This window comes from Aquabacterium lacunae (assembly GCF_004310865.1).
Classification (GTDB): Bacteria; Pseudomonadota; Gammaproteobacteria; order Burkholderiales; family Burkholderiaceae_C; genus Aquabacterium; species Aquabacterium lacunae.
In genome coordinates, this window is sequence record NZ_SIXI01000003.1 from 405,718 (window position 1) to 432,379 (window position 26,662).

Annotated in this window: 22 protein-coding genes; 10 read left to right on the forward strand and 12 right to left on the reverse strand. The window is 68.6% G+C overall.

Annotated features, from left to right (window positions below):
- Positions 1–5: 5 nt before the first annotated feature.
- The 5 genes from EYS42_RS09235 to EYS42_RS09255 form a co-directional block, all read right to left on the reverse strand.
- Positions 6–1,406 (reverse strand): L-serine ammonia-lyase, encoded by a 1,401-nt coding sequence (locus tag EYS42_RS09235; protein WP_130967861.1) that lies wholly within the window; start codon positions 1,404–1,406, stop codon positions 6–8.
- Positions 1,407–1,487: 81 nt separating this feature from the next.
- Positions 1,488–2,915 (reverse strand): efflux transporter outer membrane subunit, encoded by a 1,428-nt coding sequence (locus tag EYS42_RS09240; protein WP_130967862.1) that lies wholly within the window; start codon positions 2,913–2,915, stop codon positions 1,488–1,490.
- Positions 2,912–6,100: an efflux RND transporter permease subunit gene (locus EYS42_RS09245; RefSeq protein ID WP_130967863.1), complete on the reverse strand. Its 3,189-nt coding sequence runs from the start codon at positions 6,098–6,100 to the stop codon at positions 2,912–2,914. Before EYS42_RS09245 ends, EYS42_RS09240 begins: the two co-directional genes overlap by 4 nt.
- Positions 6,101–6,115: 15 nt before the next feature.
- Complete coding sequence (locus tag EYS42_RS09250; protein ID WP_130967864.1) at positions 6,116–7,336, reverse strand: efflux RND transporter periplasmic adaptor subunit; 1,221 nt, start codon at positions 7,334–7,336, stop codon at positions 6,116–6,118.
- Positions 7,337–7,453: 117 nt separating this feature from the next.
- Positions 7,454–8,293, reverse strand: a complete 840-nt coding sequence (locus tag EYS42_RS09255) for an alpha/beta hydrolase fold domain-containing protein (RefSeq protein WP_130967865.1) — start codon at positions 8,291–8,293, stop codon at positions 7,454–7,456.
- Between the two features lie 129 nt (positions 8,294–8,422).
- Between EYS42_RS09255 and EYS42_RS09260 the strand changes: the two genes are divergently transcribed.
- Positions 8,423–9,328, forward strand: a complete 906-nt coding sequence (locus tag EYS42_RS09260; RefSeq protein ID WP_130967866.1) for a LysR family transcriptional regulator — start codon at positions 8,423–8,425, stop codon at positions 9,326–9,328.
- 70 nt (positions 9,329–9,398) lie between these two features.
- Positions 9,399–10,055: a nucleotidyltransferase family protein gene (locus EYS42_RS09265; protein ID WP_130967867.1), complete on the forward strand. Its 657-nt coding sequence runs from the start codon at positions 9,399–9,401 to the stop codon at positions 10,053–10,055.
- An 88-nt stretch (positions 10,056–10,143) separates the two neighbouring features.
- On the opposite strand, the gene rbp is transcribed toward EYS42_RS09265, so the two are convergent.
- The 3 genes from rbp to EYS42_RS09280 form a co-directional block, all read right to left on the reverse strand.
- Positions 10,144–10,521, reverse strand: a complete 378-nt coding sequence (rbp, locus tag EYS42_RS17435; RefSeq protein WP_130967868.1) for an RNA-binding regulator — start codon at positions 10,519–10,521, stop codon at positions 10,144–10,146.
- Positions 10,522–10,612: 91 nt separating this feature from the next.
- Entirely contained in the window at positions 10,613–10,876 is a 264-nt protein-coding gene (infA, locus tag EYS42_RS09275) for a translation initiation factor IF-1 (protein ID WP_130967869.1), read from the reverse strand.
- A gap of 43 nt (positions 10,877–10,919) precedes the next feature.
- The gene (locus EYS42_RS09280) at positions 10,920–11,126 is read right to left on the reverse strand and encodes a hypothetical protein (protein ID WP_130968003.1); all 207 of its coding nucleotides are present in this window, start codon (positions 11,124–11,126) and stop codon (positions 10,920–10,922) included.
- Positions 11,127–11,557: 431 nt separating this feature from the next.
- Between EYS42_RS09280 and EYS42_RS09285 the strand changes: the two genes are divergently transcribed.
- The gene (locus tag EYS42_RS09285) at positions 11,558–12,190 is read left to right on the forward strand and encodes a cation efflux transmembrane domain-containing protein (protein WP_130967870.1); all 633 of its coding nucleotides are present in this window, start codon (positions 11,558–11,560) and stop codon (positions 12,188–12,190) included.
- Between the two features lie 146 nt (positions 12,191–12,336).
- Complete coding sequence (locus tag EYS42_RS17440) at positions 12,337–14,262, forward strand: methyl-accepting chemotaxis protein (RefSeq protein ID WP_130967871.1); 1,926 nt, start codon at positions 12,337–12,339, stop codon at positions 14,260–14,262.
- 15 nt (positions 14,263–14,277) lie between these two features.
- Here EYS42_RS17440 and chrA read toward each other — a convergent pair whose 3' ends face one another.
- Positions 14,278–15,609, reverse strand: a complete 1,332-nt coding sequence (gene chrA / locus EYS42_RS09295; protein WP_130967872.1) for a chromate efflux transporter — start codon at positions 15,607–15,609, stop codon at positions 14,278–14,280.
- Between the two features lie 74 nt (positions 15,610–15,683).
- Here chrA and EYS42_RS09300 point away from each other — a divergent pair, with 74 nt between their 5' ends.
- Genes EYS42_RS09300 through EYS42_RS09320 form a run of 5 tightly spaced genes read left to right on the forward strand, consistent with a single transcriptional unit; the run spans position 15,684 to position 18,275 of the window.
- Positions 15,684–16,010, forward strand: coding sequence for an ArsR/SmtB family transcription factor (locus tag EYS42_RS09300; protein ID WP_130967873.1), 327 nt, complete (start codon positions 15,684–15,686; stop codon positions 16,008–16,010).
- A gap of 11 nt (positions 16,011–16,021) precedes the next feature.
- Entirely contained in the window at positions 16,022–16,558 is a 537-nt protein-coding gene (locus EYS42_RS09305) for an ArsI/CadI family heavy metal resistance metalloenzyme (protein WP_130967874.1), read from the forward strand.
- Positions 16,559–16,576: 18 nt separating this feature from the next.
- Positions 16,577–17,077, forward strand: coding sequence for an arsenate reductase ArsC (locus tag EYS42_RS09310; RefSeq protein ID WP_130967875.1), 501 nt, complete (start codon positions 16,577–16,579; stop codon positions 17,075–17,077).
- 34 nt (positions 17,078–17,111) lie between these two features.
- Positions 17,112–17,615: an arsenate reductase ArsC gene (locus tag EYS42_RS09315; protein WP_130967876.1), complete on the forward strand. Its 504-nt coding sequence runs from the start codon at positions 17,112–17,114 to the stop codon at positions 17,613–17,615.
- Positions 17,616–17,618: 3 nt separating this feature from the next.
- Positions 17,619–18,275 (forward strand): aquaporin, encoded by a 657-nt coding sequence (locus tag EYS42_RS09320; RefSeq protein WP_130967877.1) that lies wholly within the window; start codon positions 17,619–17,621, stop codon positions 18,273–18,275.
- On the opposite strand, the gene metE is transcribed toward EYS42_RS09320, so the two are convergent.
- Positions 18,260–20,641 (reverse strand): 5-methyltetrahydropteroyltriglutamate--homocysteine S-methyltransferase, encoded by a 2,382-nt coding sequence (metE, locus tag EYS42_RS09325; RefSeq protein WP_130967878.1) that lies wholly within the window; start codon positions 20,639–20,641, stop codon positions 18,260–18,262. The genes EYS42_RS09320 and metE overlap by 16 nt on opposite strands.
- A 105-nt stretch (positions 20,642–20,746) precedes the next feature.
- Here metE and EYS42_RS09330 point away from each other — a divergent pair, with 105 nt between their 5' ends.
- Positions 20,747–21,643: a LysR family transcriptional regulator gene (locus tag EYS42_RS09330; protein WP_130967879.1), complete on the forward strand. Its 897-nt coding sequence runs from the start codon at positions 20,747–20,749 to the stop codon at positions 21,641–21,643.
- On the opposite strand, the gene EYS42_RS09335 is transcribed toward EYS42_RS09330, so the two are convergent.
- A complete protein-coding gene (locus tag EYS42_RS09335; RefSeq protein ID WP_130967880.1) occupies positions 21,616–24,756 on the reverse strand; it encodes an efflux RND transporter permease subunit in 3,141 nt (1,046 codons plus the stop codon). The two genes, EYS42_RS09330 and EYS42_RS09335, sit on opposite strands and share 28 nt — an antisense overlap.
- A gap of 11 nt (positions 24,757–24,767) precedes the next feature.
- Positions 24,768–26,585: an efflux RND transporter periplasmic adaptor subunit gene (locus tag EYS42_RS17315; RefSeq protein ID WP_245503577.1), complete on the reverse strand. Its 1,818-nt coding sequence runs from the start codon at positions 26,583–26,585 to the stop codon at positions 24,768–24,770.
- Between the last annotated feature and the right edge of the window lie 77 nt (positions 26,586–26,662).

The window sequence follows — 26,662 nt, forward strand, 5'->3', positions numbered from 1 at the left end:
GGGGCTCAGCACGCCACGATGTTCACGGCCAGCCCACCGCGGGCGGTTTCCTTGTACTTGTGGTGCATGTCGGCCCCGGTTTCGCGCATGGTCTGGATCACCTTGTCGAGGCTGACATGGTGGCGCCCGTCACCGTGCAGGGCCATGCGCGCGGCGTTCACGGCCTTCACGGCTGCGATGGCATTGCGCTCGATGCACGGGATCTGCACGAGCCCGCCCACCGGGTCGCAGGTCAGGCCCAGATGGTGCTCCATGCCGATCTCGGCGGCGTTCTCGACCTGGGCCGGCGTGCCGCCCATCACGGCACACAGGGCCCCTGCGGCCATGGAACAGGCCACGCCCACTTCGCCCTGGCAACCCACCTCGGCCCCACTGATGCTGGCGTTTTCCTTGTAGAGGATGCCGATGGCACCGGCGGTGAGCAGGAAGTCGCACACGGCGCGGTCATGCTGTTCGGGCCGATGCGCCAGGGTGTGCACGATGTGGTGGTGCAGCACCGCGGGCACGATGCCGGCGGCGCCGTTGGTGGGCGCGGTCACCACCCGGCCCCCGGCGGCGTTTTCTTCGTTCACCGCCAGGGCCCAGAGGTTGATCCAGTCGATCACCTGCAAAGGGTCATGGGCTTGCGGGCCTGCGGCCAGCAGGCGTTCGTGCCAGGCCTTCGCGCGCCGCCTGACCTTGAAGCCGCCAGGCAACACGCCATCGGCCTGCAGGCCGCGCTGCACACAGGCCTGCATGGTGCGCCAGATGCGCAGCAGGCCCGCGTCGATGTCGGCATCGGCACGCCAGTGGCGTTCGTTGCGGCGCATCACCTCGGCGATGCTGCAATGCAGGTGCTCGGTATGTTGCAACAGGGCTGCCGCACTGGGAAAGGGATGCGGCAGCACCGTGGTGTCGGGGGCCACCACCTTGTGGCGCTGCCCATCAGAAGCCACCTGCTCGCTGACCACGAAGCCCCCGCCCACCGAGTAATAGGCCTGCGCCTCCAGGCTGCGCCCTTGGGCGTCGAAGGCCTCGAAGCGCAGACCGTTGGGGTGAAAGGGCAGGCTCTGCCGGCGGTGGAAGACCAGGTCACGGGCCTCGTCGAAGGCCACGGCATGCTGGCCGCCCAGGGGCACCGAGGCCGTGGCCCGCAGGTGCGCCAGCAAAGCCGGGATCTGGTCGACATCGACCGTCTCGGGCTCGTGGCCTGCCAGCCCCAGCCACACGGCCTTGTCGCTGCCATGGCCTTTGCCGGTGGCACCCAGCGAACCATACAGACCCACCTGCACACGGGCGCAGGCGTTCAGCACACCCAGGGCCCGCAAGCGTTCGGTGAACAGCCGTGCGGCCCGCATGGGCCCCACGGTGTGTGAACTGGAAGGACCAATGCCGATCTTGAACAGGTCGAAAACGCTGACAGCCATGACCGTACGCAAGGAGCCTGTGTGGGCTCAGCTTACGACGATCAAGGCCTCACGGCATGCGGATTTGTGCGCAATGTGCACTCACCAGCCGCCGCCCAGCGCACGCACCAGGCCCACGGTCTGGCTGGCCCAGGCGCCGCGCAGCTGCACCGCCTGACGCTCGGCCGCCAGCAGGCTGCGCTGGGTGTCGAGCAAGGTGGCGTAGCTGTCTTCGCCGGCACGGTAGCGCTTGTCGGCCAGCACGGCCGAGCGGCGGGCTGCAGCCACCGCCTCATCGACCGATTCGGCCTGCTCGCGTGTGGTGCGCAAGCCGGTGAGCTGGCCGTCCACTTCTCCGAAAGCCTGCAGCACGGCCCCCCGGTAGTCGGCCACGGTTTCGTCGAGCGCCGCCTCGGCACGGGTGATGGCCGCCCGGTTGCGGCCGCCATCGATCAGGGGCAGGTTGAACACCGCGCTGACCAGCCAGGTGCGGGCGCTCATGGCGAACAGGTCCGACAGCTCGGGCGACGCCTGCCCGCCCTGGGCGGTCAGCACCAGCGCCGGGAACAGGGCCGATCGGGCCTGCCCCAGGCGGGCGTTGGCCGCCATCATGCGGGCCTGTGCGGCGGCCACGTCGGGACGGCGCTCCAGCAGGGCCGAGGGCAAGCCAGCCGGCACACCGGGCCAGCGCACGTCGGCCGGCAAAGGGGCCGGGGTCTGCCGGAAGGCGGCAGGCGGCTGGCCCAGCAACAGGGCCAGGGCTTGCTCGGCACGCTGGCGCTGGCCTTGCGCACCTTGCAGCTCGGCCCGGGTGCTGGCACGGTCGGCCTGCGCGCGGGCCACATCCAGCGCAGACACATCCCCCGCCTGATGGCGCTTGCTCACCAGGGCCAGCGTCTGCTCGCGCAGGGCCAGGGTCTGAGCTAGCAGGGCCACCTCGGCATCGAGCGCACGCAATTGGAAATGGGCCTGGGCCACATCGGCCTGCAGGGCCAGCTGCACCGACCGGGCCGAAGCTTCCACCGCCTGTGCATCCGCTTCGGCGGCCTGCACGCCCTGGGCCACGCGCTGGAACAGGTCCACCTCGTAACTCGCGCCCAGGCCCACTTGCCAGGCCGTGCCGGGCGGCACGCGGGTGCCCGCCGGCGCACCGGCCTCGACGGCCGACAGCTTCTGCCGAGAGCCGCCTGCCTGCAGGCCCAGCTGCACCGAGCGCTCGGCCTGTGCACCTTGCCACAAGGCCCGTGCGGCCTTCACGCGGGCAGCGGCCGCGGCCAGCCCCGGGTAGCCGGCTTCGGCCTGCTGCTGCAGGGTGTCCAGCACCGGGTCCTGGAACACGCGCCACCACTGGCCGCGGGGCTGGGCCTCGGCCGGTTCTGCGGCTTTCCATCGGCCTTGTGCGGCTTCGGCCTCGCTGTAGGCGGCAGGCACATCCAGCCTGGCTTCGGGCCAGGTGGGGGCACTGCTGCAGGCACTGAGCACCGCGGCCGACACGGCCACGGCCCAAGGTTTCAACACAGAAGGGATCATGCTTGCACCTCGTGGGTCAGTGCAGCGCTGTCTGCCACAGCGCGTGCGGGGGTCGGGCTGAAGCGCTCTGCCAGCTGGCGCACCAGCACATAGAACACCGGGGTGAGGAACAGGCCGAACAGGGTCACACCCAGCATGCCGGCGAACACGGCCACGCCCATGGCGTGGCGCATCTCGGCGCCAGCACCGGTCGAGAAGACCAGCGGCACCACCCCCATGATGAACGCGATGGACGTCATCAGGATGGGGCGCAGGCGCAGTCGGCATGCCTCCAGGGCCGCGTCCACGATGCCCTTGCCATGCTGCTCCAGCTCGCGGGCGAACTCGACGATCAGGATGGCGTTCTTGGCCGACAGCCCCACCAGCACGAACAAGGCAATCTGCGTGAAGATGTTGTTGTCGCCGCCGCTCCACCACACGCCCAGCAAGGCGCACAGCATCGACATCGGCACGATCAGGATCACGGCCAGTGGCAACGTCCAGCTTTCGTACTGCGCAGCCAGCACCAGGAAGACCAGCAGCACGCACAGCGGAAACACATAGACCATGGTGTTGCCCGCCAGGATCTCCTGGTAGGTCAGGTCGGTCCACTCGTAGCTCACGCCCTTGGGCAGTGTTTCTTCGGCCAGCTGGGCCATGATGGCCTGGGCCTGGCCCGACGACACGCCTGGCGCCGCCCCCCCGTTGATGTCGGCCGACACGTAGGCGTTGTAACGCTGCACGCGGTCGGGGCCGTAGCTGTCGCTCACCTTGACCAGGCTGGACAACGGCACCATGTCGCCACTGTCGCTGCGCACTTTCAGTTGCGCAATGGCTTCGGCGTTGTTGCGGAACGGCGCATCGGCCTGGGCCACCACCTGGAAGGTGCGGCCAAAGCGGTTGAAGTCGTTCACATACAGAGAGCCCAGGTTGATCTGCAGCGTGTCATAGATCGCCGACAGCGGCACGCCGAGCTGCTTGGCCTTGGTGCGGTCCACATCGGCAAACAGCTGCGGCACGTTGATCTGGTAGCTGCTGAACACGCCGGCCAGCTGCGGTGTCTGCCAGGCCTTCATCTGCAGGGCCATCACAGCCTTGTACAGCTCGTCATAGCCCACGTTGCCGCGGTCTTCGACGAACAGCTTGAAGCCACCAATGGCGCCCATGCCGTCCACCGCGGGGGGCGGGAACACCATGATGAAAGCGTCCTGGATCGCCCCCAGGCGTTGGTTGACCTCGGCCGCGATGGCGTCGCCCGACAACCCGGGGCCCTTGCGCTGGTCGAAATCATCGAGCGTGTAGAACACGATGCCGGCGTTGGGCGCATTGGTGAAGCCATTGATCGACAGGCCCGGGAAGGCCACCGATTCCTTCACCCCTGGCACCGACTGGGCAATGTCCGTCATGCGGCGGATGACCGCATCGGTGCGCTCCAGCGAGGCGGCATCGGGCAGTTGCGCAAAGCCGACCAGGTACTGCTTGTCTTGTGCGGGCACAAAGCCCGCCGGCACCTGCTTGAACACGAAGACGGCGGCCACACACAGCGCCAGGTACGCGCCCATGGTCAGGGCCTTGTGACGCAGGGTTCCCTGCACGCCCCCGTGGTACCCGAGCGAGGCGCGGTCGAAAACCCGGTTGAACCGCTTGAAAAAACCACCCAGCGCCCAGTCCATGGCGCGGGCCAGCTTGTCCTTGGGTGCGTCATGCGGCTTGAGCAGCACGGCGGCCAGCGCAGGCGACAGGGTCAGCGAGTTGAAGGCCGATATGACCGTCGAGATGGCGATCGTCAACGCGAACTGCTTGTAGAACTGCCCGGTCAGGCCCGACACATAGGCAATCGGGATGAACACCGCGCACAGCACCAGCGCAATCGCGATGATCGGCCCGGAGACCTCCTTCATGGCCTGGATGGTGGCGTCACGCGGGCTCAAGCCCAGCGCGATGTTGCGCTCGACGTTCTCGACCACCACGATGGCATCGTCCACGACGATGCCGATGGCCAGCACCAGGCCGAACAGAGACAGCGTGTTGATCGAAAACCCGAAGGCCAGCAGCACGGCAAACGTCCCGACGATGGACACGGGCACGGCCAGCAGCGGGATGATGGAGGCACGCCAGGTCTGCAGGAACACGATCACCACGATCACGACCAGGGCCACGGCCTCGATCAGCGTCTTGATCACCGCCTGGATCGAATCGCGGACGAACTGCGTCGGGTCGTAGACGATGGCGTAGTCCACATCGGGCGGGAAGGACTGCTTGAGCTCGTCCATCAACGCGCGCACATCGGTCGACAGCTGCAATGCGTTCGAGTTGGGCGCCGCGAAGATGCCCATGCCGATGGCCGGCTTGTTGTTGAGCAGCGAGCGCAAGGCGTACTGGTTGGACCCCAGCTCGATGCGCGCCACATCGCGCAGGTGGGTCACGCCACCCGAGGCGTTGGTCTTGACGATGATGTTGCCAAACTCGGCCTCGGTGGTCAGGCGCCCCTGGGTGTTGACCGAGAGCTGGAATGGGGCGCGGGTGTCGGGCGGCGCGCCCACGGTGCCGGCGGCCACCTGCACGTTCTGCTCGCGGATGGCAGCCACCACATCGGATGCCGTCATGCCGCGCTGGGCCACCTTTTGCGGGTCCAGCCAGATGCGCATGGCGTAATCACCCGAGCCAAAGACCTGCACATCCCCCATGCCGGAAAGCCGCGACAGGCGGTCCTTCACGTTGAGCGTGGCGTAGTTGCGCAGGTAGACGTCGTCGTAGGTGCCCTTGGGCGAGAGCAGGTGCACCACCATCGTGATGTTGGGCGAGCTCTTGACCGTGGTCACGCCGATCTGGCGCACCTCTTCGGGCAGGCGGGGCAAGGCACGCTGCACGCGGTTCTGCACCTGGGTTTCGGCCTGTTCAACGTTGGTGCCGATCTTGAAGGTCACGGTCAGCGTCATCACGCCGTCGGTGGTGGCCTGCGAGGACATGTAGAGCATGTTCTCGACGCCGTTGATCTGCTCCTCCAAGGGGGCAGCGACGGTTTCGGCGATGACCTTGGGGTTGGCGCCCGGGAACTGCGCGCGCACCACCACCGACGGCGGCACCACCTCGGGGTATTCCGAGATGGGCAGCTTGAAGATGGCGATGACGCCCGCGATGAACACGAGGATGGACAGCACCGCCGCAAAGATCGGCCTGTCCACAAAGCGTGTGGAGATGTTCATGAGATGGCCTTTCGCTTACTTGGCTGCGGCTTGGGATGCGGCCGGGCCAGAGGCTGTGGCGCTTTCCATGGGCACCACCTGCGGGGCCACAGGCGCACCGGGGCGCACGCGCTGCAAGCCATCGACGATCACGCGCTCTCCGGCCTTCAGGCCTGCGGTGACCACACGCAACTCGCCGACGGTCGCGCCCAGTTGCACGGCGCGGTATTCGGTCTGGTTGTTGGCGCCCACCACATACACGAACTTGCGGTTCTGGTCGGTGCCCACGGCCTTCTCGGCCACCAGGCTGGCGGGCACGCCACCGGCCTCGGTGCCCAGCTTCACGCGGGCGAACAGGCCCGGGGTGAGCAGGCCGTCCTTGTTGTCGACGATGGCACGCAGTCGCAGGCTGCCGGTCTGCGGGTCGATCTGGTTGTCCACGAACTCCAGCTTGCCCGGGTGGGGGAAGCCTGGTTCATGCGCCAGGCCCACGTTCACCTTCAAGGCCCCTGGGTTGCGGCGCGCCAGCTGGCCCAACTGCAGGTAGGTGGCTTCGTCGCCGTTGAAACTCACATACACCGGGTTGGCCGACACCAGGGTGGTCAGCACCTGGTTGCCATTGACCAGGTTGCCCTCGGTGACTTCCGCCTTGCCCACGCGGCCATCGAACGGCGCACGCACCTGGGTCCACTCCAGGTTCAGCCGGGCGGCACTCAGCGCCGCTTCATCGGCCTTGGCCGTGGCCAGCAGCTGGCGCGCGTTGGCGGCGCGCTCGTCGTGGTCTTTCTGGGCAATCGCGTTGTCGTCCAGCAAACGTCGGGCACGCAGCAGCTCGGTCTGGGCCAGATCGGCCCGTGCCTTTGAACTGGCGGCCGCGGCGTCGAGGCGGTTCACCTCGGCCTGGTAGGCGCGCGGGTCGATGGTGAAGAGCACATCCCCCTTGCGCACCAGCGAGCCGGCCTTGAACCGCACACGCTCGACGGTGCCCGCCACGCGCGGACGGATCTCGGCACGGTCGACCGCCTCGATGCGGCCTGAGAACTCGCGCTCGTCGGCCACCGGGCGGGCCACCACGGCCGCCACGCTCACGGGGGTGGCCGGTGGGGCCGCCGAGGCCGCAGCCTGGGCCGTCTGTTCGGGGCCACAGCCGACCAGCAGGCCGGTGGCGCCCAGGGTGGCGAACACGGCCAGCACACCCCACGCCTGGCGGCGTGAGGCATGGGCCTCGGATCGATCAATGGCAGTGTGCTTGGGCATGGAGGCTCCCCAAAGTGAAAATGAAGCAGCCGCACACGCGCCTGCTCCGGGTGGCGACCACACCGGGGCAGACGTGTTGCGAACATTCAGGAGGGCCGCTGGTGCGGCCTGTCGTTGTCAGTGGCGCGGAAAGGGCGCAGGCGGCTCAGCGGGCCTGGCCAGGAAATCACGCGTGGCCAGCACGCAAGGGTCGTCAGCGGTCAGCTCGCATCGATCGGCGGCATCTCGCAAGGCATCGGGCGGTGGCAGGGCCACGTCATGGGCCACATTGCCGGCGGCACGCAACTGGGCGGCATAGGCCTTGGCCTCATCGGCCAGGGGATCGCCTTCGGTGTGAAAGATCAAAGCAGGCGGCAGGTCGGCCAGGCGGCGTGCATTGAGCGGGCTGGCGTAAGGGTGCAGCCGGTCGGCCGGGTTGGGCAGGTAGCGGCGGTAGGCCTCTTCGGCAGCCTGAACCAGCCCGCGCTGATCCGGGTCGTGCACGGCCCCGCGCATGGAGCCGCACCCCATGCGCGCATCGAGCATGGGCGTGATCAGCACCTGGCCCGCCAGGGCCGGCCCCAGGCGGTCGCGGCACACCAGCGCCGACACCGCCGCCAGGTTGCCACCGGCTTCGCACCCGGCCACGAACAGGCGTGCCCCCTTGGCCGCCAGCGTCGGGCGGTGCTGCATGGCGTGTGTCAGCACCACATGGGCGTCTTCCACCGGGGCCGGAAAGGCGCGGTCTGGCACCTCAGCGTAGTAAGGGGCCAGGATGTTGGCACCGCAGGCCTCGGCCATCACGCGCAGACAGGCATTGGCTTCATCCAGGTCAGGGGCGACAAAGCCACCGGGCGCAAAAAACACCATCAGCGCGGGCTTGGGTGCCTGGCTGCGGTACAGGCGCAGTCGCAGGGGCCCGCTGTGGCCGGCCCACCCGAACTCGCTGATCGCCGCTTGCGCATCCAACGCTGCCATTGACTGGACCACCACGTCACGCCCCTTGCATCGGCCCCATGCCGACGGTGAACGAACTGTAAAGGCCCGCTCTTTACGAATAAATACCCTTCTTTTGAAATGACTGTTCAGCCTGGCGAACAATCAAGCATGGACAAACTCAAAGCCATGGAAGTGTTCGTGCGCGTGGTCGACTTGGGCAGCTTCAGCCGGGCGGCCGAAGCCCTGGGCACCCCCAAGGCCACGGTGTCGACTTTGCTGCAGGAGCTGGAAGCCCAGCTGGGCGTGCGTTTGCTCAACCGCACCACCCGACGGGTCGGCCTGACGGCCGATGGGGCGGCGTACTACGAACGCTGCGTGCGCATCCTCGATGACCTGCGCGAAGCCGATGAATCGGTGTCATCGCGACACGGCCAGGCCGAAGGCCGGCTGAAGGTGGACATGCCCACCAGCCTGGCCAGCCTGCTGCTGCACCAGGACATCCCGGCACTGCTGGCCCGCTACCCCGGCTTGCAGCTGGAACTGGGCTGCTCGGACCGCCTGATCCATGTGGTCCATGAAGGGGTGGACTGCGTGCTGCGGGCTGGGGAGCTGCGCGACCCCACCCTGGTGGCCCGCCGCGTGGGCGAGCTGCGCATGGTGACCGTGGCCTCGCCGGGCTACCTGGCGCGACACGGTGTGCCCGAGCACCCCCAAGACCTGATGCAGGGCACCCATCGCAGCGTGGATTACTTCATGGCCAATGGCCGACTCTCGCCGTTCGAGTTCCGGCGAGGTTCAGAGCTTGTGCGGCTGGTGCCGCCCAGCGCGCTGGCCGTGAACGATTCCAATGCCTACCGGGACGCCTGTGTGGCCGGCCTGGGCTGGGGCCAGCTGCCCGACATCGTGCTCAAAGCAGTCCAGCCCCAGGGGCTGCTGCAGCCCATCCTGTCCGACTGGCGTGCCGAAGTGCTGCCCGTGCATGTGGTGTTCCCGTCCAACCGGCACCTGTCGACCCGGGTTCAGGCCTTTGTGGAATGGGCTGCCGAGGTGTTCGCACGATCTGGCCAAGCCTGACAGGCACAGCCCCTTGCCGCAGCACCTGGGGCGTGGCATGGTCGGCAGGCTTTCTGCACTACGCCATCCGATGTCAGACACCCCGATCTCGTCACACGGTCCGCCCCCGTCTCGCCCTCAGCGCATCGTCGGGCTGCTGCTGGCCGCTGGCAGCAGCCGGCGCTTCGGCAGCGACAAACGGCTGCAAACCATGCCACACCCATCGGCCATCCCCTTGGCCGTGCATTGCGCTCGCACGCTGGCGGGCGCCTGTGACGAGGTGTGGGTGCTGACCCGCGACGAAGCCCCTGCATTGCGCCAGGCCCTGGTGCAGCACCTGAGCGACACGGCCAGCCCCTGGCAACAGCTGGTGGCGCCCGAGGCGGCGCACGGCATGGGGCACACCCTGGCCGCCGGGGTGCGGGCCACACCGCAGGCCACGGGCTGGGTGGTGGCGCTGGCGGACATGCCGGCGCTTCAGGCCAGCACGGTGGCCGCTGTGGCCCGGGCTTTGCGTGAAGGGGCCCTGATCGCGGCCCCGGTGCACCAGGGGCACAGAGGCCACCCGGTGGGCTTTGCCGCCCACTGGCGAGCCAGCCTGCTGGCGCTGCAAGGCGATGCCGGCGCCCGTGACCTGTTGCGCACCCATGCCGACCGGGTCACCGCCGTGCCCGTGGACGACCCGGGTTGCCTGCTGGATGTGGACACGCCCCAGGCCTGGCAAGACTGGCTCACGCAACAAGGCTGACGCCCCAATGACAACGGGGCCCCAAAGGGCCCCGCGCTGCTCACCCCGGGGCATGACACCCTGGGGGAAGATTCACTGTGACAGTGGATCAGTAGCTGCCACGGCCACCGCCGTAACCGCCACGGTCGCCGCCACGGCCACCGCCGAAGCCGCCACCGCCGCCACCGCCGTAGCCACCACGGCCACCGCCGCCGCCACCGAAGCCGCCCGGGCGCTCTTCGCGGGGACGGGCTTCGTTGACGACCAGGTTACGGCCGTCGAACGATTGACCGTTCATGCCACGGATGGCGGCTTGCGCTTCGTCGCGCGAGCCCATTTCCACGAAGGCAAAGCCCTTCGAGCGGCCGGTTTCACGGTCCATCATGACCTTGGCGGAGTTCACTTGGCCGAACTGCGCGAAGTGCTGTTGGAGATCGTCGTCGCGCATCGAATAAGGCAGATTGCCGACGTAGAGTTTGCTGTCCATGGTGGACCCTTTCATTGCATGCCGCGGTGTCTCGAAGGCCTGCCGCGGCGTCAGGCCGGTTGCTGGGATAGCGGGTCTCGTGGCGGTCGCTTCAGCGACGGCGCGGCGGAGACGACGGGGCGCCACCGGAGCGAGGCTCCAGGTGACGGAAAGTGATGCGGCCCTTGTTCAGGTCATAGGGCGAGAGTTCCAGGCTCACCTTGTCACCGGCCAGGATGCGGATGCGGTGCTTGCGCATCTTGCCGCCGGTGTAGGCGATCAGGGTGTGACCGTTTTCGAGGGTGACGCGAAAGCGCGAGTCGGGCAGCACTTCGTCGACCTGACCGCGCATTTCAATGAGTTCTTCTTTGGCCAAAAGGCGTTCCTTACAAAGAGATGAGTGACCGTTGCCGACGCGCTCAGGCGGGCAAGGCGGGCTGACGCAGGTAACCCAGTCCCTGGCGCATCGCATAGCGGGCCGCGGCATGGGACGAGGCGAACAGTGGCGTGAAGCGGAACACCCGGTCATGGGTGGTCGAGCCATGACCACTGCGAATGGACAGCGAGGCCGAAAACTGGCCGCCGTCGATCTGCCGCGTGATGGGGGAGAGCAGGAAGCGTCCCACCTGGCGGGCTTGGAGAGAAAAATGATTCAAGAAAGCAGGGGGCCGACACACGGGGTGCGGCCAGAAGGCTCAGTGCGTGAGAGCAGGCCGGTCACTGCACAGCGCAGTGGAGAGGGGTGGTCTCAACCGAGGGGAACACAATGATTCTTGCCCCGGGTGTGTCGCCAGATGGCGTGAGCACAGAGAACATGAACCAGACGAAGCTTGCCTGGGGTCGGACACGGCGCGCGTTTGATGGCGAGATCGGTGCCCAGCACAGCTGCAGAGGTAAGCAAAACAGCAGCAAGTTAACGCACTTTAGCAGCAATCGCCGGTTCGTGCTTGTTTTTTGTGGCGCACCCGTGGCGGGCCCGGGGAAGCCCGCACACCGCTTGACGCTTCAGCCTCTCCAGGGGGTTAAATGAAGGGGTCGAAGCCCCGCCAGCCCCACCATGAGCCACGCCTGCCACGACCACTGCCACACGCCCTCCAGCGCTGCCCTCAGCCCGCGGTACCGGCGTGTGCTGTGGGCGGCCTTGCTGATCAATGCCGTCATGTTCCTGGTGGAGGTGGCCGGTGGCTTGCAATCGGGCTCGGTGTCCTTGCTGGCCGACGCGGTCGATTTTTTCGGCGATGCCGCCAACTATGGGGTGTCGCTGGCCGTGCTGGGCATGGCCGTGGTGTGGCGGGCCCGTGCCGCACTGGTCAAAGGCCTCAGCATGGCGGCATTTGGCGTGTTCGTGCTGGGCAAGGCCGCATGGGCCGCGCTGCAGGGCGTGCCGCCCGAGCCGCTCACCATGGGCGCCATCGGGGCGCTCGCGCTGGTGGCGAACGTGTCGGTGGCCGCCATGCTGTATGCCTGGCGAGAGGGCGATGCCAACATGCGTTCGGTGTGGCTGTGCAGCCGCAACGATGCGCTGGGCAATCTGGCCGTGATGGCCGGCGCACTGGGGGTGTTTGGCACGGGCACCGTCTGGCCCGACCTGGCCGTGGCCTGCGTGATGGCGGTGCTGGCGCTGACCGGCGCCCGCGAAGTGATCGCGCAGGCCCGGCAGGAGTTGGCCGAGGCCGCACACACCCATTGACCGGCCCGCGCGCGCAAGCCCTGCCGCACTGATTTCGCCTGGCGGCATGACCCTCAAGTTGTCGAGGCTTTGTCCGAAGACTCTGGACATGCACCGCGACCGGGGCGGCCCTGCCAGCCCCGGCTCTCTGACGCCGAGGACATCCCATGCTCACCTCCCTGCTTCGCACAGCCGCGCCGATCAGCCACACCTTCGACTGCCAGCGCCCTCCGCGCAGCCTCGGCGACATCGGCCTGCGCGGCGCGCGCGGCCTGCTGCTGGTGTTCGTGCCACCCCAGGCCCCCTTCGAGGCCGTGAACACCGCCTGGCAGGCCCTGGGCTCCGACGCCCTCACGGTGCTGTGCCTGTCGTCCACCGGCGCGCTGTGTGCGCAAAAGCAAGGCTCGGTGTACTGCGACGCCCAAAGCCAGCAAGGCAGCTGGCTGCACCTGCCGGCCTCGCTGGTGGCCCACCACGAAGTGCATGTGGTCGACCTGCACACCCAGGCTGCCCATTCGGCCAGGGCCCGCGTGCAGGCCATCCGCGCCGACCTCGACCGCCTGAACGTGAAGATGCCCCTGTCGGCCGAGCGGCATTTTGCGCTGGTGTATTGCGACGGTCTGTCGGCCTCTGAAGGCTTCCTGATGCAGGCCTGGTACGCCAGCGGCCGCTTCCCCTGCCTGGCCATTGGCGGCTCGGCCGGTGGCTCGCTCGATTTCAAATCCACCGAAATCGGCACGGCGCAGGGGGTGCTGCGCCAGCGCTCGGTGGTGGTGTTCTGCGAAATGGCCAAGGGCAAATCCTTTGCACCCTTCAAGAGCCAGAACTTCCAGCCCACCGAACACAGCTGGCTGGTGGCCGAGGCCGACCCGGTGGCCCGCACGGTGACCTCGGTGTTCGACCGCCAGCACCGCCCACGCCCCATTGTGGAAGCGCTGTGCGAGCACTTCCGCTGCGCGCCCCACCAGCTGAACGACCAGCTCAAGAGCTTCACCTTCGGCGTGAAGGTCGACAAGGAGTACTTCATCCGCTCGGTCTCGGGCATCAGCGACACGCACATCAGCTTCTTTTGCGACCTGGAGTTCGGCGATCGCCTGCACCTGATGAAGGCCACCCCCCTGGTCGACAGCACCCAGCGCGACTGGCAGCAGTTCATGGCCGGCAAGCCCAAGCCCCTGGGCCTGTTGCTGAACGACTGCGTGCTGCGCCGCGTGAACAACGAGCAGGCCCTGCCGGGAGCCCGTCTGTTCGAAGGTCTGCCCGCTGCGGGCTTTTCCAGCTTTGGCGAGGTCATGGGCGTGCCGATCAACCAGACGCTGTCGGCCCTGGTGTTCTTCGGCACCGACGTACGCGCCATGAGCCACTTCCCCGTGACCTATGCCGGCTACGCCGCGCACTACGCCCAGCGCGCCCTGCACCGCTGGGAGGCCATGCACACCCTGCAATCGAACACCCTGGGCCAGCTGGCCAGCTACCAGCAGGGCATCCAGACCTTGCTGCAGGCCCTGCCCCGGCTGGAGAAGGCCACGCACACGCAGAGCAGCGCCCTCGACCTGGCCGAAAGCAGCATTCGTTCGCTGAGCACCTCGGCCACCGACAGCCAGACCGCGCAGCAAAGCCTGGGCAGCGAACTGAGCGAGCTGGAGCGCATCTCCAAGAGCATCCACGAGATCACGGCGGGCATTGGCCGCATCGCCGACCAGACCAACCTGCTGGCCCTGAACGCCGCGGTGGAAGCCGCCCGTGCGGGCGACGCCGGGCGCGGCTTCTCGGTGGTGGCCGACGAGGTGCGCCGCCTGGCGCAGTCGTCCAAGGCGCAGGCCGACGCCACACGCAAGAGCATCCAGGAGGCCGTGGAGGCCATTGGCCGCATCCGCGATGTGGCCGGTCACACCGTGCAGACCACGCACGAAATGGCCCAGCAAAGCATCGATGCGGCCGAGCGCATTGCGACCATGAGCGCCGACACCGCCCACGAACGCGCCGACATCACGCACAGCCTGAGCAGCCTCAAGGACCTGTCGCACAGCGTGGAGGCCATGCACGACAGCATCGACCAGATCGCCCTGCTGGGCCGCCTGGCCGCGGTGTGAGCCCGCCGGGTGGGGTCAGCGCAGCGCCTGCCAGGCGGCGCCCACCACGGCCGACACCAGCACCACCCGGATCACGCTGAGCTCGTAGCGCACCAGCGCCACCGCCGCCGCCAGCCCCATCAGCGCAGCGGGCCAGTCGAAGGGCCCCGCCCAGCCCTGGGGCCACAGCACATGCCAGGCAAAGAACAGGGCCAGGTTCACGATCACGCCCACCACCGCGGCCGTGATGCCCGACAGCGGGGCCGTGAACTTGAGTTGCCCATGTGTGCTTTCGATGAACGGCGCGCCCATGAAGATGAACACGAACGATGGCAAGAAGGTGAAGAAGGTGACCACGCTGGCCGCCACCACGCCCGCCCAGGGCTGGGCCTCGGGCCCGAACAGCGCCTGCGTCCAGCCGCCCACGAAGCCCACATGGGCCACCACCATGATCAGCGGGCCGGGGGTGGTTTCACCCAGGGCCAGGCCGTCCATCATCTGCGGGGCGGTCAGCCACTGGAAGTGATCGACCGCGCCCTGGTACACATAGGGCAGCACCGCATAGGCCCCGCCAAAGGTCAGCAGGGCGGCCTTGGTGAAAAACCATCCCATCTGCGCCAGGGTGCCCTGCCAGCCCCACACGGCCACCAGTGCGCCCATGGCCAGGGCCCACATCCCCAGACCGAAGGCCAGCACACGCCAAAGCCGCGCGGCACTGAAGCGCGCATGGGCCGGCGTGGGGGTGTGGTCGTCGATGCAGGCCGGGCCATGCGAGGCACCGGCCTGGCCATGCGAGCCCCCTGCAGCAAAAGCCGCAGGGGCCACGCGGCCACCGATGGCCCCCACCACACCCGCGGCCAGCACGATCAAGGGGAAAGGCAGTTGCGCCGCGAAGATGCCCACGAAGGCCGCCGAGGCAATGCCCCACAGCCAGGCGTTCTTCAAGGCCCGCTTGCCGATGCGCACCGCCGCCGACACCACGATGGCCGTGACCGCAGGCTTGATGCCATACAGCGCGCCAGCCACCACGGGCACATGCCCCCAAGCCATGTACACCCATGACAAGCCGATGAGGATGAGCAGGGAAGGCAGCACGAACAGCCCACCCGCCACCAGCCCGCCCCAGGTGCGGTGCATCAACCAGCCGATGTAGGTGGCCAGCTGCTGCGCCTCAGGCCCGGGCAGCACCATGCAGTAGTTCAAAGCGTGCAGGAAGCGCCCCTCCGAGATCCAGCGTTTGCGTTCGACCAGGTCCTCGTGCATGAGCGCGATCTGCCCGGCAGGCCCGCCAAAACTCAGGAAACCCAGGCGCAGCCAGTACAGCAGCGCCTGCCAGAAGGTGGGGGGTTGGGGTGCTCGGTCGTGCATGCGCGCATGCTACGGGCCGGCCCGCACGCGATGCACCCCTTGCATGAATTCAATATTTCAATTATTGTTGAATCATGGAAGAACAAGACGTTGTCAAAGCCCTGGCCGCGCTGGCCCAGCCGGTTCGCCTGCGGGTGTTCCGCGCCCTGGTGGTCGCCGGGCCGCAAGGCCTCACGCCGGGTGACCTGAGCGCAAGGCTGGACGTGGCCGCCACGACCTTGTCCTTTCACCTGAAGGAGCTGGTGCATGCCGACCTGGTCTCGCAAGAGCGTGACGGCCGGCACCTGATCTACCGCGCCGCCTTCGACCACATGACCGCGCTGCTGGGCTACCTCACCGAGCACTGCTGCGCGGGCGAGCCCTGCAGTCCCAACCCCACACCGCGCGGCACCTGCTGCTGAAGGAGAGTCCCATGAAACGCTTCCATGTGCACATCCACGTCGAGGACCTGGCCCGCAACATCGACTTTTATTCGAAGATGTTCGGTGCCCGACCTGCGCGCGTCGAAAGCGACTATGCCAAGTGGATGCTGGACGAGCCGGCCGTGAACTTCGCCATCTCCACCCGCGGACATGGGCACCTGGGCCTGGACCACCTGGGCATTCAGGTGGACAACGAGGCCGACCTGGCCGCACTGAAGGCCCAGGCCGAACAGGCCGACCTGGCCCTGATCGACGAAGGCACCACCACCTGCTGTTATGCCCGCAGCGACAAGCACTGGGTGGTGGACCCGCAAGGCCTGCCCTGGGAGCACTTCCAGACCCTGGGCAGCATCCCCACGTTCAACGACCAGGCCCCCGCAGCACCCGCCACGACCGGCAGCGCAGGCGACAGCAGCGCCTGCTGCGCCCCTGCTGCGCCGGCCACACCCGTGGCCCTGAACCCGGCAGCCACACGTGGCAAGCCCGTGTGCGTGCCGGTCAAGGGCAGCCCGTCGTCTTGTTGCTGAGCCCACAGGAGCAGTTCCATGAGCAACCGCATTTTCAACGTGCTCTTCATTTGCACGGGCAACTCGGCGCGATCCATCCTGGCCGAGGGCCTGTTGAACCACCTGGGGCAGGGCCGCTTCATGGCCTGGTCTGCAGGCAGTCAGCCCAAGGGTGAAGTGCACCCCTTGGCCCTGGAAACGCTGGCATCTCTGCGTGTGCCCTCCCCCTCGGAGGGTTTTCGCAGCAAAAGCTGGCATGAATTCGCACAGGCTGGTTCACCGGCCCTGGATTTTGTCTTCACCGTCTGTGACAACGCCGCAGGAGAGGTGTGCCCGGTGTGGCCCGGACAGCCCATGACCGCCCACTGGGGCCAACCTGACCCCGCAGCCGTGTCGGGAAGCCCTGATGCCCAACGTCAGGCCTTCCTGTCTGCTGCACATGCCCTCAAGCGACGCATCGAACTCATGATGGCCCTGCCGCTGGACAAGCTGGCGCCGATGTCTCTGCAAGCACGCCTGGACGACATCGGTCGCCAATGATCTTCTTCACATCACCTTTGTTTCCTTCGTTGCCATGACCACCCACGTCCTCATCCTGTGCACCCACAACTCGGCCCGCAGCGTGCTGTCTGAAGGCATGCTCAACCACCTGGCCCGCCAGCGTGGCCTCGATGTGAAGGCCCACAGCGCAGGCAGCGCGCCCAGCGGCCGCCTCAACCCCTTCGCGCTGGAGGCCCTGCAGAACGCGGGCGTCGACACCACCGGCTACCGCAGCAAGAGCTGGGACGAGTTCACGTCGCCTGACGCGCCGCCGCTGTCGATCGTGATCACGGTGTGCGACAGCGCCGCCGCCGAAACCTGCCCCGTGTTTTTCGGGGGCCAGGGCCAGCCGGTGAAGGTGCACTGGGGCTACCCCGACCCGTCGAACGCCGAGGGCGGCGACGAGGGCAAGCGCCGCGCGTTCGAACTCACGCGGCAGGCCATCGGCTACAAGATGCTGCAACTGCTGAGCCTGCCGCTGGCCACGATGCCGCGCGACGCACTGGCCCAGGCCCTGGACACCATCGCCCGCAGCTGAGCCATGCCCACCTTGTTCCATCGCCTGCTGGGCGAAGCCCTGGGCACGGCCCTGCTGCTGGCCGTGGTGATCGGCTCGGGCATCATGGGTGAGCAGCTGGCCGGCGGCAACGTGGCCGTGGCCCTGCTGGCCAACACGCTGGCCACCGTGTTCGGCCTGTGGGTGCTGATCGAGCTGTTCGGCCCGCTCTGTGGCGCGCACTTCAACCCGGCCGTGTCGGCCGTGATGGCCTGGCGCGGCGAGCTGAGCCGCACGCACCTGCTGCCCTATGTGCTGGCCCAGCTGCTGGGCGCCATGCTGGGTGCCTGGCTGGCCCACACCATGTTCGACCTGCCCGTGCTGCAGTGGTCGGCCAAACTGCGCACCGGCACCGGCCAGTGGGTGGCCGAGGCCGTGGCCACCGCGGGCCTGCTGCTGGTGATCCTGCGGGCCCCCACGGCGCGTGTGGCACCGCTGGTGGCCGCCTACATCGGGGCGGCCTACTGGTTCACGGCCTCCACCTCGTTCGCCAACCCGGCCGCGGCCTTCGGCCGCATGTTCAGCGACACCTTCGCAGGCATCGCCCCCGTGTCGGTGCCCGGCTTCGTGGCCGCGCAATGCGTGGGCGCGGCCCTGGGCGTCGGGCTGCACCGCCTGCTGGGGCCTCAGGCCGCCCGTTGAACGGCATGGGCCTGCCGCAAGGCCTGGGCCGCAGCCACCATGTGGCGCAATGCCGGGATCACCTCGGCCCACTGCCGGGTTTTCAGGCCGCAGTCGGGGTTCACCCACAGCCGCTCGGCCGGGATGCGCTCGGCGGCCTTGCGCATCAGCTGCTCGATCTGTGCCTGCGTGGGCACGCGCGGCGAGTGGATGTCGTACACGCCCGGGCCGATCTGGTTGGGGTAGTCGAAATGCTCGAAGGCCTGCAGCAGCTCCATGTCGGAGCGCGAAGTCTCGATGGTGATCACGTCGGCGTCCAGCTCGGCAATGGCCGGCAGGATGTCGTTGAACTCCGAGTAGCACATGTGGGTGTGGATCTGGGTGGCATCGGCCACCCCGTTGGCCGCCACCCGGAAGGCATCGACCGCCCAGCGCAGGTAGGCGGGCCAGTCGGCCTGGCGCAGGGGCAGGCCCTCACGCAGGGCGGCCTCGTCGATCTGGATGATGCGCACGCCGGCACGCTCCAGGTCGAGCACCTCGTCGCGCACGGCCAGGGCCAGCTGCAGGCAGGTGTCGGCACGGGGCTGGTCGTCGCGCACGAACGACCAGTTCAGCAAGGTGACCGGCCCCGTCAGCATGCCCTTCATGGGCTTGTGCGTGAACGACTGGGCCAGGCGGGTCCAGGCCACGGTCATGGCCTGCGGGCGACGGATGTCGCCAAACAGGATGGGTGGCTTCACGCACCGTGAACCATACGACTGCACCCAGCCGAATCGGCTGATGGCAAAGCCCTCCAGCTGCTCGCCGAAGTACTCGACCATGTCGTTGCGTTCGGCTTCGCCATGCACCAGCACATCGAGGCCCAGGGCCTCTTGCTCACGCACGGCACGCTCGATCTCGGCGGCCATCAAGGCCTGGTAGGCCGCATCGCTCAGGCGCCCGGCCTTGTGTTCGCTGCGGGCCTGGCGAATGGCCAGGGTCTGCGGGAAAGAGCCGATGGTGGTGGTGGGGTACAAGGGCAGCTGCAATTGCTGCGCCTGCACCTGTGCACGCACGGCATGCGGGCTTTGCCGCTGCCCCCAGCGGGTGCTCGACACCGCCGCCCCCAGGGCCTCGTGCACGGCGTCGCGCACCACCGGGTGGTGCACACGGGCCGAGGTGCGGCGCGCCTGGCATGCGGCCTGGTTGGCCTGCAAGGCCGCGGCCACGGCTGCACGGCCCTCACGCAAGGCCTGGCCCAGCACCTGCAGCTCCTGCAGCTTCTGCTGGGCAAACGCCAGCCAGGGCTTGACCTCGGAATCAAGGTCGGTTTCGGTGTCGAGGTCCACCGGCACATGCAGCAGCGAGCACGACGGGGCCAGCCACAGCTGTCCGCCCAGGGCACCCTCCAGGCGCTCGGCCACGGGCTCCAGCCAGTCGAGCGTGGCGTTCAGGTCGGTCTTCCACACATTGCGGCCATCGACCACGCCCAGCGACAGCACCTTGTGCTTGGGCCACAGGTTCAGCAGCGGCTGCAGGTCCTCGCGGCCGCGCACGGCGTCCAGGTGCAGGCCCGCCACCGGCAGGTTCACGGCCAGGTGCAGGTTGTCACGCAGGGGGCCGAAGTAGGTGGTCAGCAGCAGCTTCACGGGACAGGCCTTGAGCTGGTGGTAAGCCGTCTGGAAGGCGTGTTTCCAGTCGGCACCCAGCTCGGTGGCCAGGATGGGCTCGTCCACCTGCACCCAGTGCACACCGCGGTCGGCCAGGGTCTGCAGCAGGCGCGTGTACACGGGCAGCAGGCGCTCCAGCAAGGCCAGCCGGTCGCTGCCGTCTTTCGACTTGCCCAGCGCCAGGTAGCTCACGGGCCCGAGGATCACGGGGCGCGGCTGCGGCCGGCCTTCCACCGGCGGGCAGGTTTCGGCGGCCACCTGCCGTGCTTCAACCAGCTGCTCGACCAGGCGCGAGGCGTCCAGCTCGAAGGTGGTGCCGGCATGGAACTCGGGCACGATGCAGTGGTAGTTGGTGTCGAACCACTTGGTCATCTCGGCCGCCGGGGCATCGGGCAAGGGCGCGCCATGCGGGCCCCGCGCGGTGGGCGCGGTGCGGCCACGGGCCACACGGAAGGCGGTGTCCAGCGGGTCCAGCGCCACACCGGCGAAGCGCTCGGGCACATGGCCCAGGGTCAGGCCCATGTCGAGCACATGGTCATAGAAGGAGAAATCTCCCACGGGCCAGAAATCAAGCCCTGCCTGGCGGGCCCAATGCAGGCGCCGCAGCCGTGCGCCCTGCGCTTTCAGGGTGGCGAGGCTGGCTTCGCCGCGCCAGTAGGCTTCGAGGGCGAACTTGAGTTCACGCTGGGCGCCGATGCGCGGAAAGCCCAGGGAATGGAGCTGAATCTGAAGGGTCATGGTCAGGGGCACTCGGGGTGCGTGGCTTGCAATGCCCGCAGACTAGGCGCTTGCAACCATGACGTAAAATGGTCTTTTCTCACCAATCCATGAATTTCATTCATCATGCTGGAGCGCATTCATCTGGCCATCGTGCGTGAGGTCGAACGGCAGGGCTCGCTCACGGCGGCGGCCGAGGTGCTGTGCCTGACGCAGTCGGCGCTGAGCCACAGCATGCGCAAGCTGGAACACCAGCTGGGCACCGACATCTGGCGGCGCGAAGGCCGCAGCCTGCACCTGACCCAGGCAGGCCAGTACGTGCTGGCCGTGGCCCAGAAGGTGCTGCCCCAGCTGGCCCAGGCCGAGGAGCGGCTGCAGCAGTTCGCCCAGGGCGAGCGGGGCACCTTGCGCATCGGCATGGAATGCCACCCCTGCTACCAGTGGCTGCTGCCGGTGGCGCAACGCTACCTGGCCGCCTGGCCCGATGTGGACGTGGACGTGCGCCAGAAGTTCCAGTTTGGCGGCATGGGCGCCCTGTTCGGCCACGAGATCGACATGCTGGTCACGCCCGACCCGCTGCACAAGCCAGGCGTGCATTTCGAGCCGGTGTTCGATTACGAGCTGGTCCTGGTGGTCAGCCAGGCGCACCCTCTGGCCGGGGCGCGGCAGGTCAAGCCGCGCCAGCTGGCCGACGAGGTGCTCTACACCTACCCGGTGCCCACCGACCGGCTGGACATCTTCACGCAGTTCCTGATGCCCGCGGGCATGGCCCCCAAGCGCCACAAGACGCTGGAGACCACCGACATCCTGCTGCAGATGGTGGCCAGCAACCGGGGCGTGACCGCCCTGCCCCGCTGGCTGGCCCAGGCCCACGCGCGCAAGCTGAAGCTGGCCACGGTGCGCCTGGGGCCCAAGGGCATTGCCAAGCAGATCCACCTGGGCGTGCGCGAGGCCGACCTGCACATCGGCTATGTGCAGGCCTTCATGGCGCTGGCTCAGAACAGCTCGGCCGCGGCCCCCTGACCTGCTGTCTTGGGGGTGGGGGCCAGGCGCTCGGCCGGCACACGCCCATGCCGCCAGAACAGCAGGGGCGTGAGGAAGGTGTCGAGCAAGGTGGCACTGACCAGCCCGCCAAAGATCACCACGGCCACCGGGTGCAGGATTTCGGTGCCCGGCCGCTCGGCCTCGAACAGCAGCGGCGCCAGGGCCAGGGCCGTGACGAGGGCCGTCATGAGCACGGGGCTGAGCCGCTCCACCGAGCCCCGCACGATCAGTGGCACCCCGAAGGGCTCGCCGTCCTGGTGCATCAGGTTCAGGTAGTGGCTGACCTTGAGGATGCCATTGCGCACCGAGATGCCGGCCAGCGTGACAAAGCCGATCAGGGCCGCCACCGACAGGGGCTGCCCCGCCAGCCACAGCCCCAGCACCGCCCCCACCAGCGCCAGCGGGATGTTCACCATGATCAGCAGCGACAGCCGCAAGGAGCGATAGCGGGTGTACAGCACCGCCACCATCAGGGTCAGCGACAGCACCGACAGCATCCCCACCCAGCGACTGGCCGTTTCCTGGGCCTGGAACTGCCCACCCAGGGTCACGAAATAACCTTCGGGCAGGGGCGTGCGGGCCAGCACCTGCCGCAGGTCGGCCACCACCTCGGACAGCGGCCGGCCCTGCGCATTGGCCGACAGCACGATGCGCCGGCGGCCGTCGTCGCGGCTGATCTGGTTGGGGCCCACGGTCTCTTCGATGCGGGCCAGACGGGCCAGGGGCACCGCCCCCGAAGGCGTGTCCAGCATCAGCTGGCCCAGGGCCTGTGGCGTGCGAGCCGCCTCGGGCAGGCGCAGCACCAGCGCGAAGCGGCGGTTGCCTTCGGCCACCTGCGTGATCTGCTCGCCCTGCACGTACGACTGCAGCACTTGCAGCACCTGCCCCGACGGCACGCCCAGCTGGGCCGCGGCCTCGTGGTCGATGCGCACAGCCACCTGCGGGGCCAGCACCTGTTTTTCGACCTCCAGGTCGGCCAAGCCGGGCACCTGCGCCAGGCGCGCCCGCAAGGCCTCGGCCTGCACGCGCAGGGTGTCGAGGTCATCGCCGTACAGCTTGATGGCGATCTGCGAGCGCACGCCCGACAGCATGTGGTCGATGCGGTGCGAGATGGGTTGCCCGATCGAAGTCGCCGCCGGCAGGCTGGCCAGCCGAGCGCGGATGTCGGCCTGGATCTCGTCCATGCTGCGCGACAGCTGTGCGGCGGGCAGCAGCCCCACGTCGAGCTCGCTGACATGCACGCCCTCGGCGTGTTCGTCGAGTTCGGCGCGGCCGCTGCGGCGGCCCACATGGGTGACCTCGGGCACTTCGCGCACCCGCTGCTCGGCCTGTCGGGCCAGCGCCGACGATTCGGCCAGCGTGACCCCGGGGTTCAGGCGCAAACCGATCAGCAAGGTACCTTCATTGAAGGGCGGCAGGAAGCTGGTGGGCAACCAGGCCACCGACGCACCGGCCACACCCACGGCCACGGCAGTCAGGGCCATCACGCGGCGCGGGGCCTGCAGCACCGACGTCAGCGCCCGCTGGTAACAGGCCTTGAGGGCCGCCAGCAAACGCGTGTCACCGTGGTCCAGGCGCTTCATGCGTGGCAGCAGGCTGGCCGCCAGCACCGGGGTGACCGTGACCGACACCAGCAGCGACGCCAGGGTGGACACGATGAAGGCCACGCCCAGCGGCACGAACAGGCGGCCCTCGATGCCCGGCAAGGCCAGCAGCGGCAGGAACACCAGCACGATGATGGCCGTGGCGTACACGATGCCCGAGCGCACTTCCATCGAGGCGCGTCGCACCACCTCCAGCACCGGCAGGCGGTCGGCCTGCGGCTTGCTGCGCTCCAGTCGCAGGCGTCGCAACACGTTCTCCACATCGACCACGGCGTCATCGACCAGGCCGCCAATGGCAATGGCCAGGCCGCCCAGGGTCATGGTGTTGATCGACTGCCCGAAGGCGGCAAACACCAGCACCGTGACCAGGATGGACACCGGGATGGCCGTGAGCGCGATCACGGTGGGCCGCACCGTGCCCAGGAACAGCACGAGCACCAGGGCCACGCACACCGAAGCCCCCACCAGCTTGCCCTGCAGGGTGCCGATGGCCGCTTCGATGAAGCTGGCCTGGCGGAACGTCACGCGGGGCGCCTGCATGCCGGCGGGCAAGCCGCCCTGGAGTTCGGCCAGGGCCGTCTCGATGCGGGCGGTCACGGCCAGGGTGTCGGCCGAGGGTTGCTTCTGGATGCCCAGGATCACGGCCGGCAGGCCTTCGAAACCGGCATCCCCGCGTTGCACCGCTGGTGCCACGCGCACATCGGCCACCTGCACCAGCCGGACCACCTGGCCGGCACGGGTGCCCACGGCCAGGTTCTTCAGGTCGTCCAGGCGCGAGGTCTGGCCCAGGTGGCGAATCAGGTACTCGCGGCCCTGCAGGGCCAGGAAGCCACCCGAGGTGTTCTGCGAGAACCCTTCCAGCGCAGCCCGCAACGGGGCATGGCCGATGCCCAGGGCGGCCATGCGTGCGGTGTCGGGCTGCACCTGGAACTGCCGCACTTCACCGCCGATCGGGATCACCTGCGCCACCCCGGGGATGGCCAGCAGGCGCGGCCGCAGCACCCAGTCGGCGTACTCGCGCACGGCCATGGGCGAGGTGCGCTTCACGTCGATCGGCATGGCCACCTGCAGGATCTCGCCCATGATCGAGCTGATGGGCCCCATGTGTGGCGCGATGCCGGGCGGCAACGCCGTTTCCAGCGTGCCCAGGCGCTCGGCCACCATCTGGCGGGCCTTGTAGATGTCGGTGCGCCAGTCGAAGGTGATGTACAGGAAGGACAGGCCCGCGCTCGATGTCGAGCGCACGCTGTCCACGCCGGGCAGGCCACTGAGCGCGGTCTCCAGGGGGAAGGTGATCAGTTGCTCGACCTCTTCCGGGGCCATGCCGCCGGCCTCGGTCATGAGGGTGACGGTGGGCTTGTTGAGGTCGGGGAAGACATCGACCGGCGTGCGCGACAGGGCCAGCACACCGGCCACCATCGACACCGCCGCCATGACCAGCACCAGCCACCGATGGGCCAGGCTGGTGTCCAGCAGGAACTTGAACATGGACGGGCTCCTCAGCGGGTCTGGTTGAGCAGGCTGGCACCCTGTGTGACGACGCGATCGCCGTCACGCAGGCCCGAGGTCACGCGCACCTGGGCCCCGTCCAGGGGCTCGGTGGTGACCACGCGGGGCTCGAAGTGCTCGGGGCTTTGCTTGACCCACACGATCGACAGGTTCGACGCATTGCGCTGCACGGCAGCGGCAGGCACCGGGTGCCCCGACACCGGCACCCCGGCCTGCACCCACACGCGCACGGTCTGCCCCACGGCCAGGCCCGACACGCCAGGCCCCTGCGCGGCAAAGGCCAGGGGCAAGGCCTGTTCACGCAGGCTGCGCGCCACGCCCAGCGGGCGCAAGGCCACGCTCTGTTCGCCCACCTGCACCCAGGCCCGCGAGACCGCACCGCCCGCGGCGCCCAGCAGGGCGATGTGGGCCGGGTCATGCACCAGGGCCTCGATGCGCAGGCGCTGCGGATCGACCACCTCGAACACCAGCGCCCCGGCGTCGACCACCTGCCCGGCCACCGCCTGCGCCGACGCGATCACGCCCGACACAGGGGCCCTCAGCGCATCGCGGGCCTGCAGGCCCTGGCTCACGGCGGCCACCTGGGCCTGGAGGCCCGCGACCTCGATGCCCGCAGCCTCTCGCTCCTTGGCCGGCACGGTGTCAGACAAGGCCTGCAGGCGCTGAACGCGCCGTTCGGCCTGGGCCAGGGCAGCCTTCAGGGCCGCCAGCTGGGCCTGCTGGCCACTGCGCTCCAGCGTGCCCAGTGCGGGCACCACTTCGGCCAGCAACTGGCCTTGCCGAACGGCCTGCCCCAAGGCTGGAAAGCCCTGCGGCCCGGGCTGCAGGCGCCCGGCCACCAGGGCCTGCACGCGGCCACCGGCTTGCGGGTCCATCTGCACCTGGGCGGGCAGCTCCAGGCTGCGGGCCTGGGTCACGGCGCGCACGGGCTGCGTGCGCAGCACCCACTGGCGCTGCACCGGCTTGGGCAGGAACACGCGGCCGTCGGGCAGGCGCCTGGGCGAGAGGCCATCGGCCACCGCGGCCGCGGGTGCTTCGTCATCATGGTCATGGCCAGGCGAGGCCTGAGCCTCGGGCGGCATCACAGCGCCAGCCAGGCCCACGGCCAGCCCGGCCACCAGCCAGGCCCGCGCCCCCGCGCGGCGGCGTGCACGCCAGCCCCGGAACGCCAGACCCATGCGCGCCAGGCCAATGCCTGCGAGCACCAAGGCCAACAGCCCGGCCAGCAGCCAGACCACAGCGCCGAGCCCCCATGGCCCGCGGGCCTGGATGAAAGCGGTGAACCCGTTGCCGCCATGGCCATGCGCGTGTGCCTCGTCGTGATCAGGCTCGGCCGATGCCGCCCCGGGCAGACGCAGCACCGCATCGAGCTGCTCTGATCGGCCCTCGGCCTGCACCCGCACAGACACCGCGTGGTCGCCCGCCAGCAAGGGCTCGGGCCAGTCGGCGCTGAAGGTGCCAGGGGCCTGCGCGCGCAGCGGCAATTCTCGGCCCTTCACGGTCAAGCGCACCTGGGAGGCCGAAGTGGCGCCCTCCAGGGGGCGGTTGTCGGCCGCGTGATCGATGTACAGCGTGAGCTGGCGGCCTTGCAGCACACCGACCACCTCGGTGTGGTCTGAAACGGCCACAAAGCGCCATGGCGCATCGGCCGAGCCGCCCGAGATGGCCGAGACAGCCCGCGCTTCGGCGGCCAGGGGTTCGGCATGGTCGTGGTCGTGGTCGTGGCTGTGGTCGTGATCACCACCGGCCCAGGCCGCGCGGGTGAGCAGGGCCAGGCACCAGAAAAAAGGCATGAACCAGGAAGTCATGGGGTGTTTCCCGCCGTGCCGGGCGGAGCCGGCAGGGCTTGCAAAAGTTGTCGATGCAGGGTGGAAAGGCATGGGCA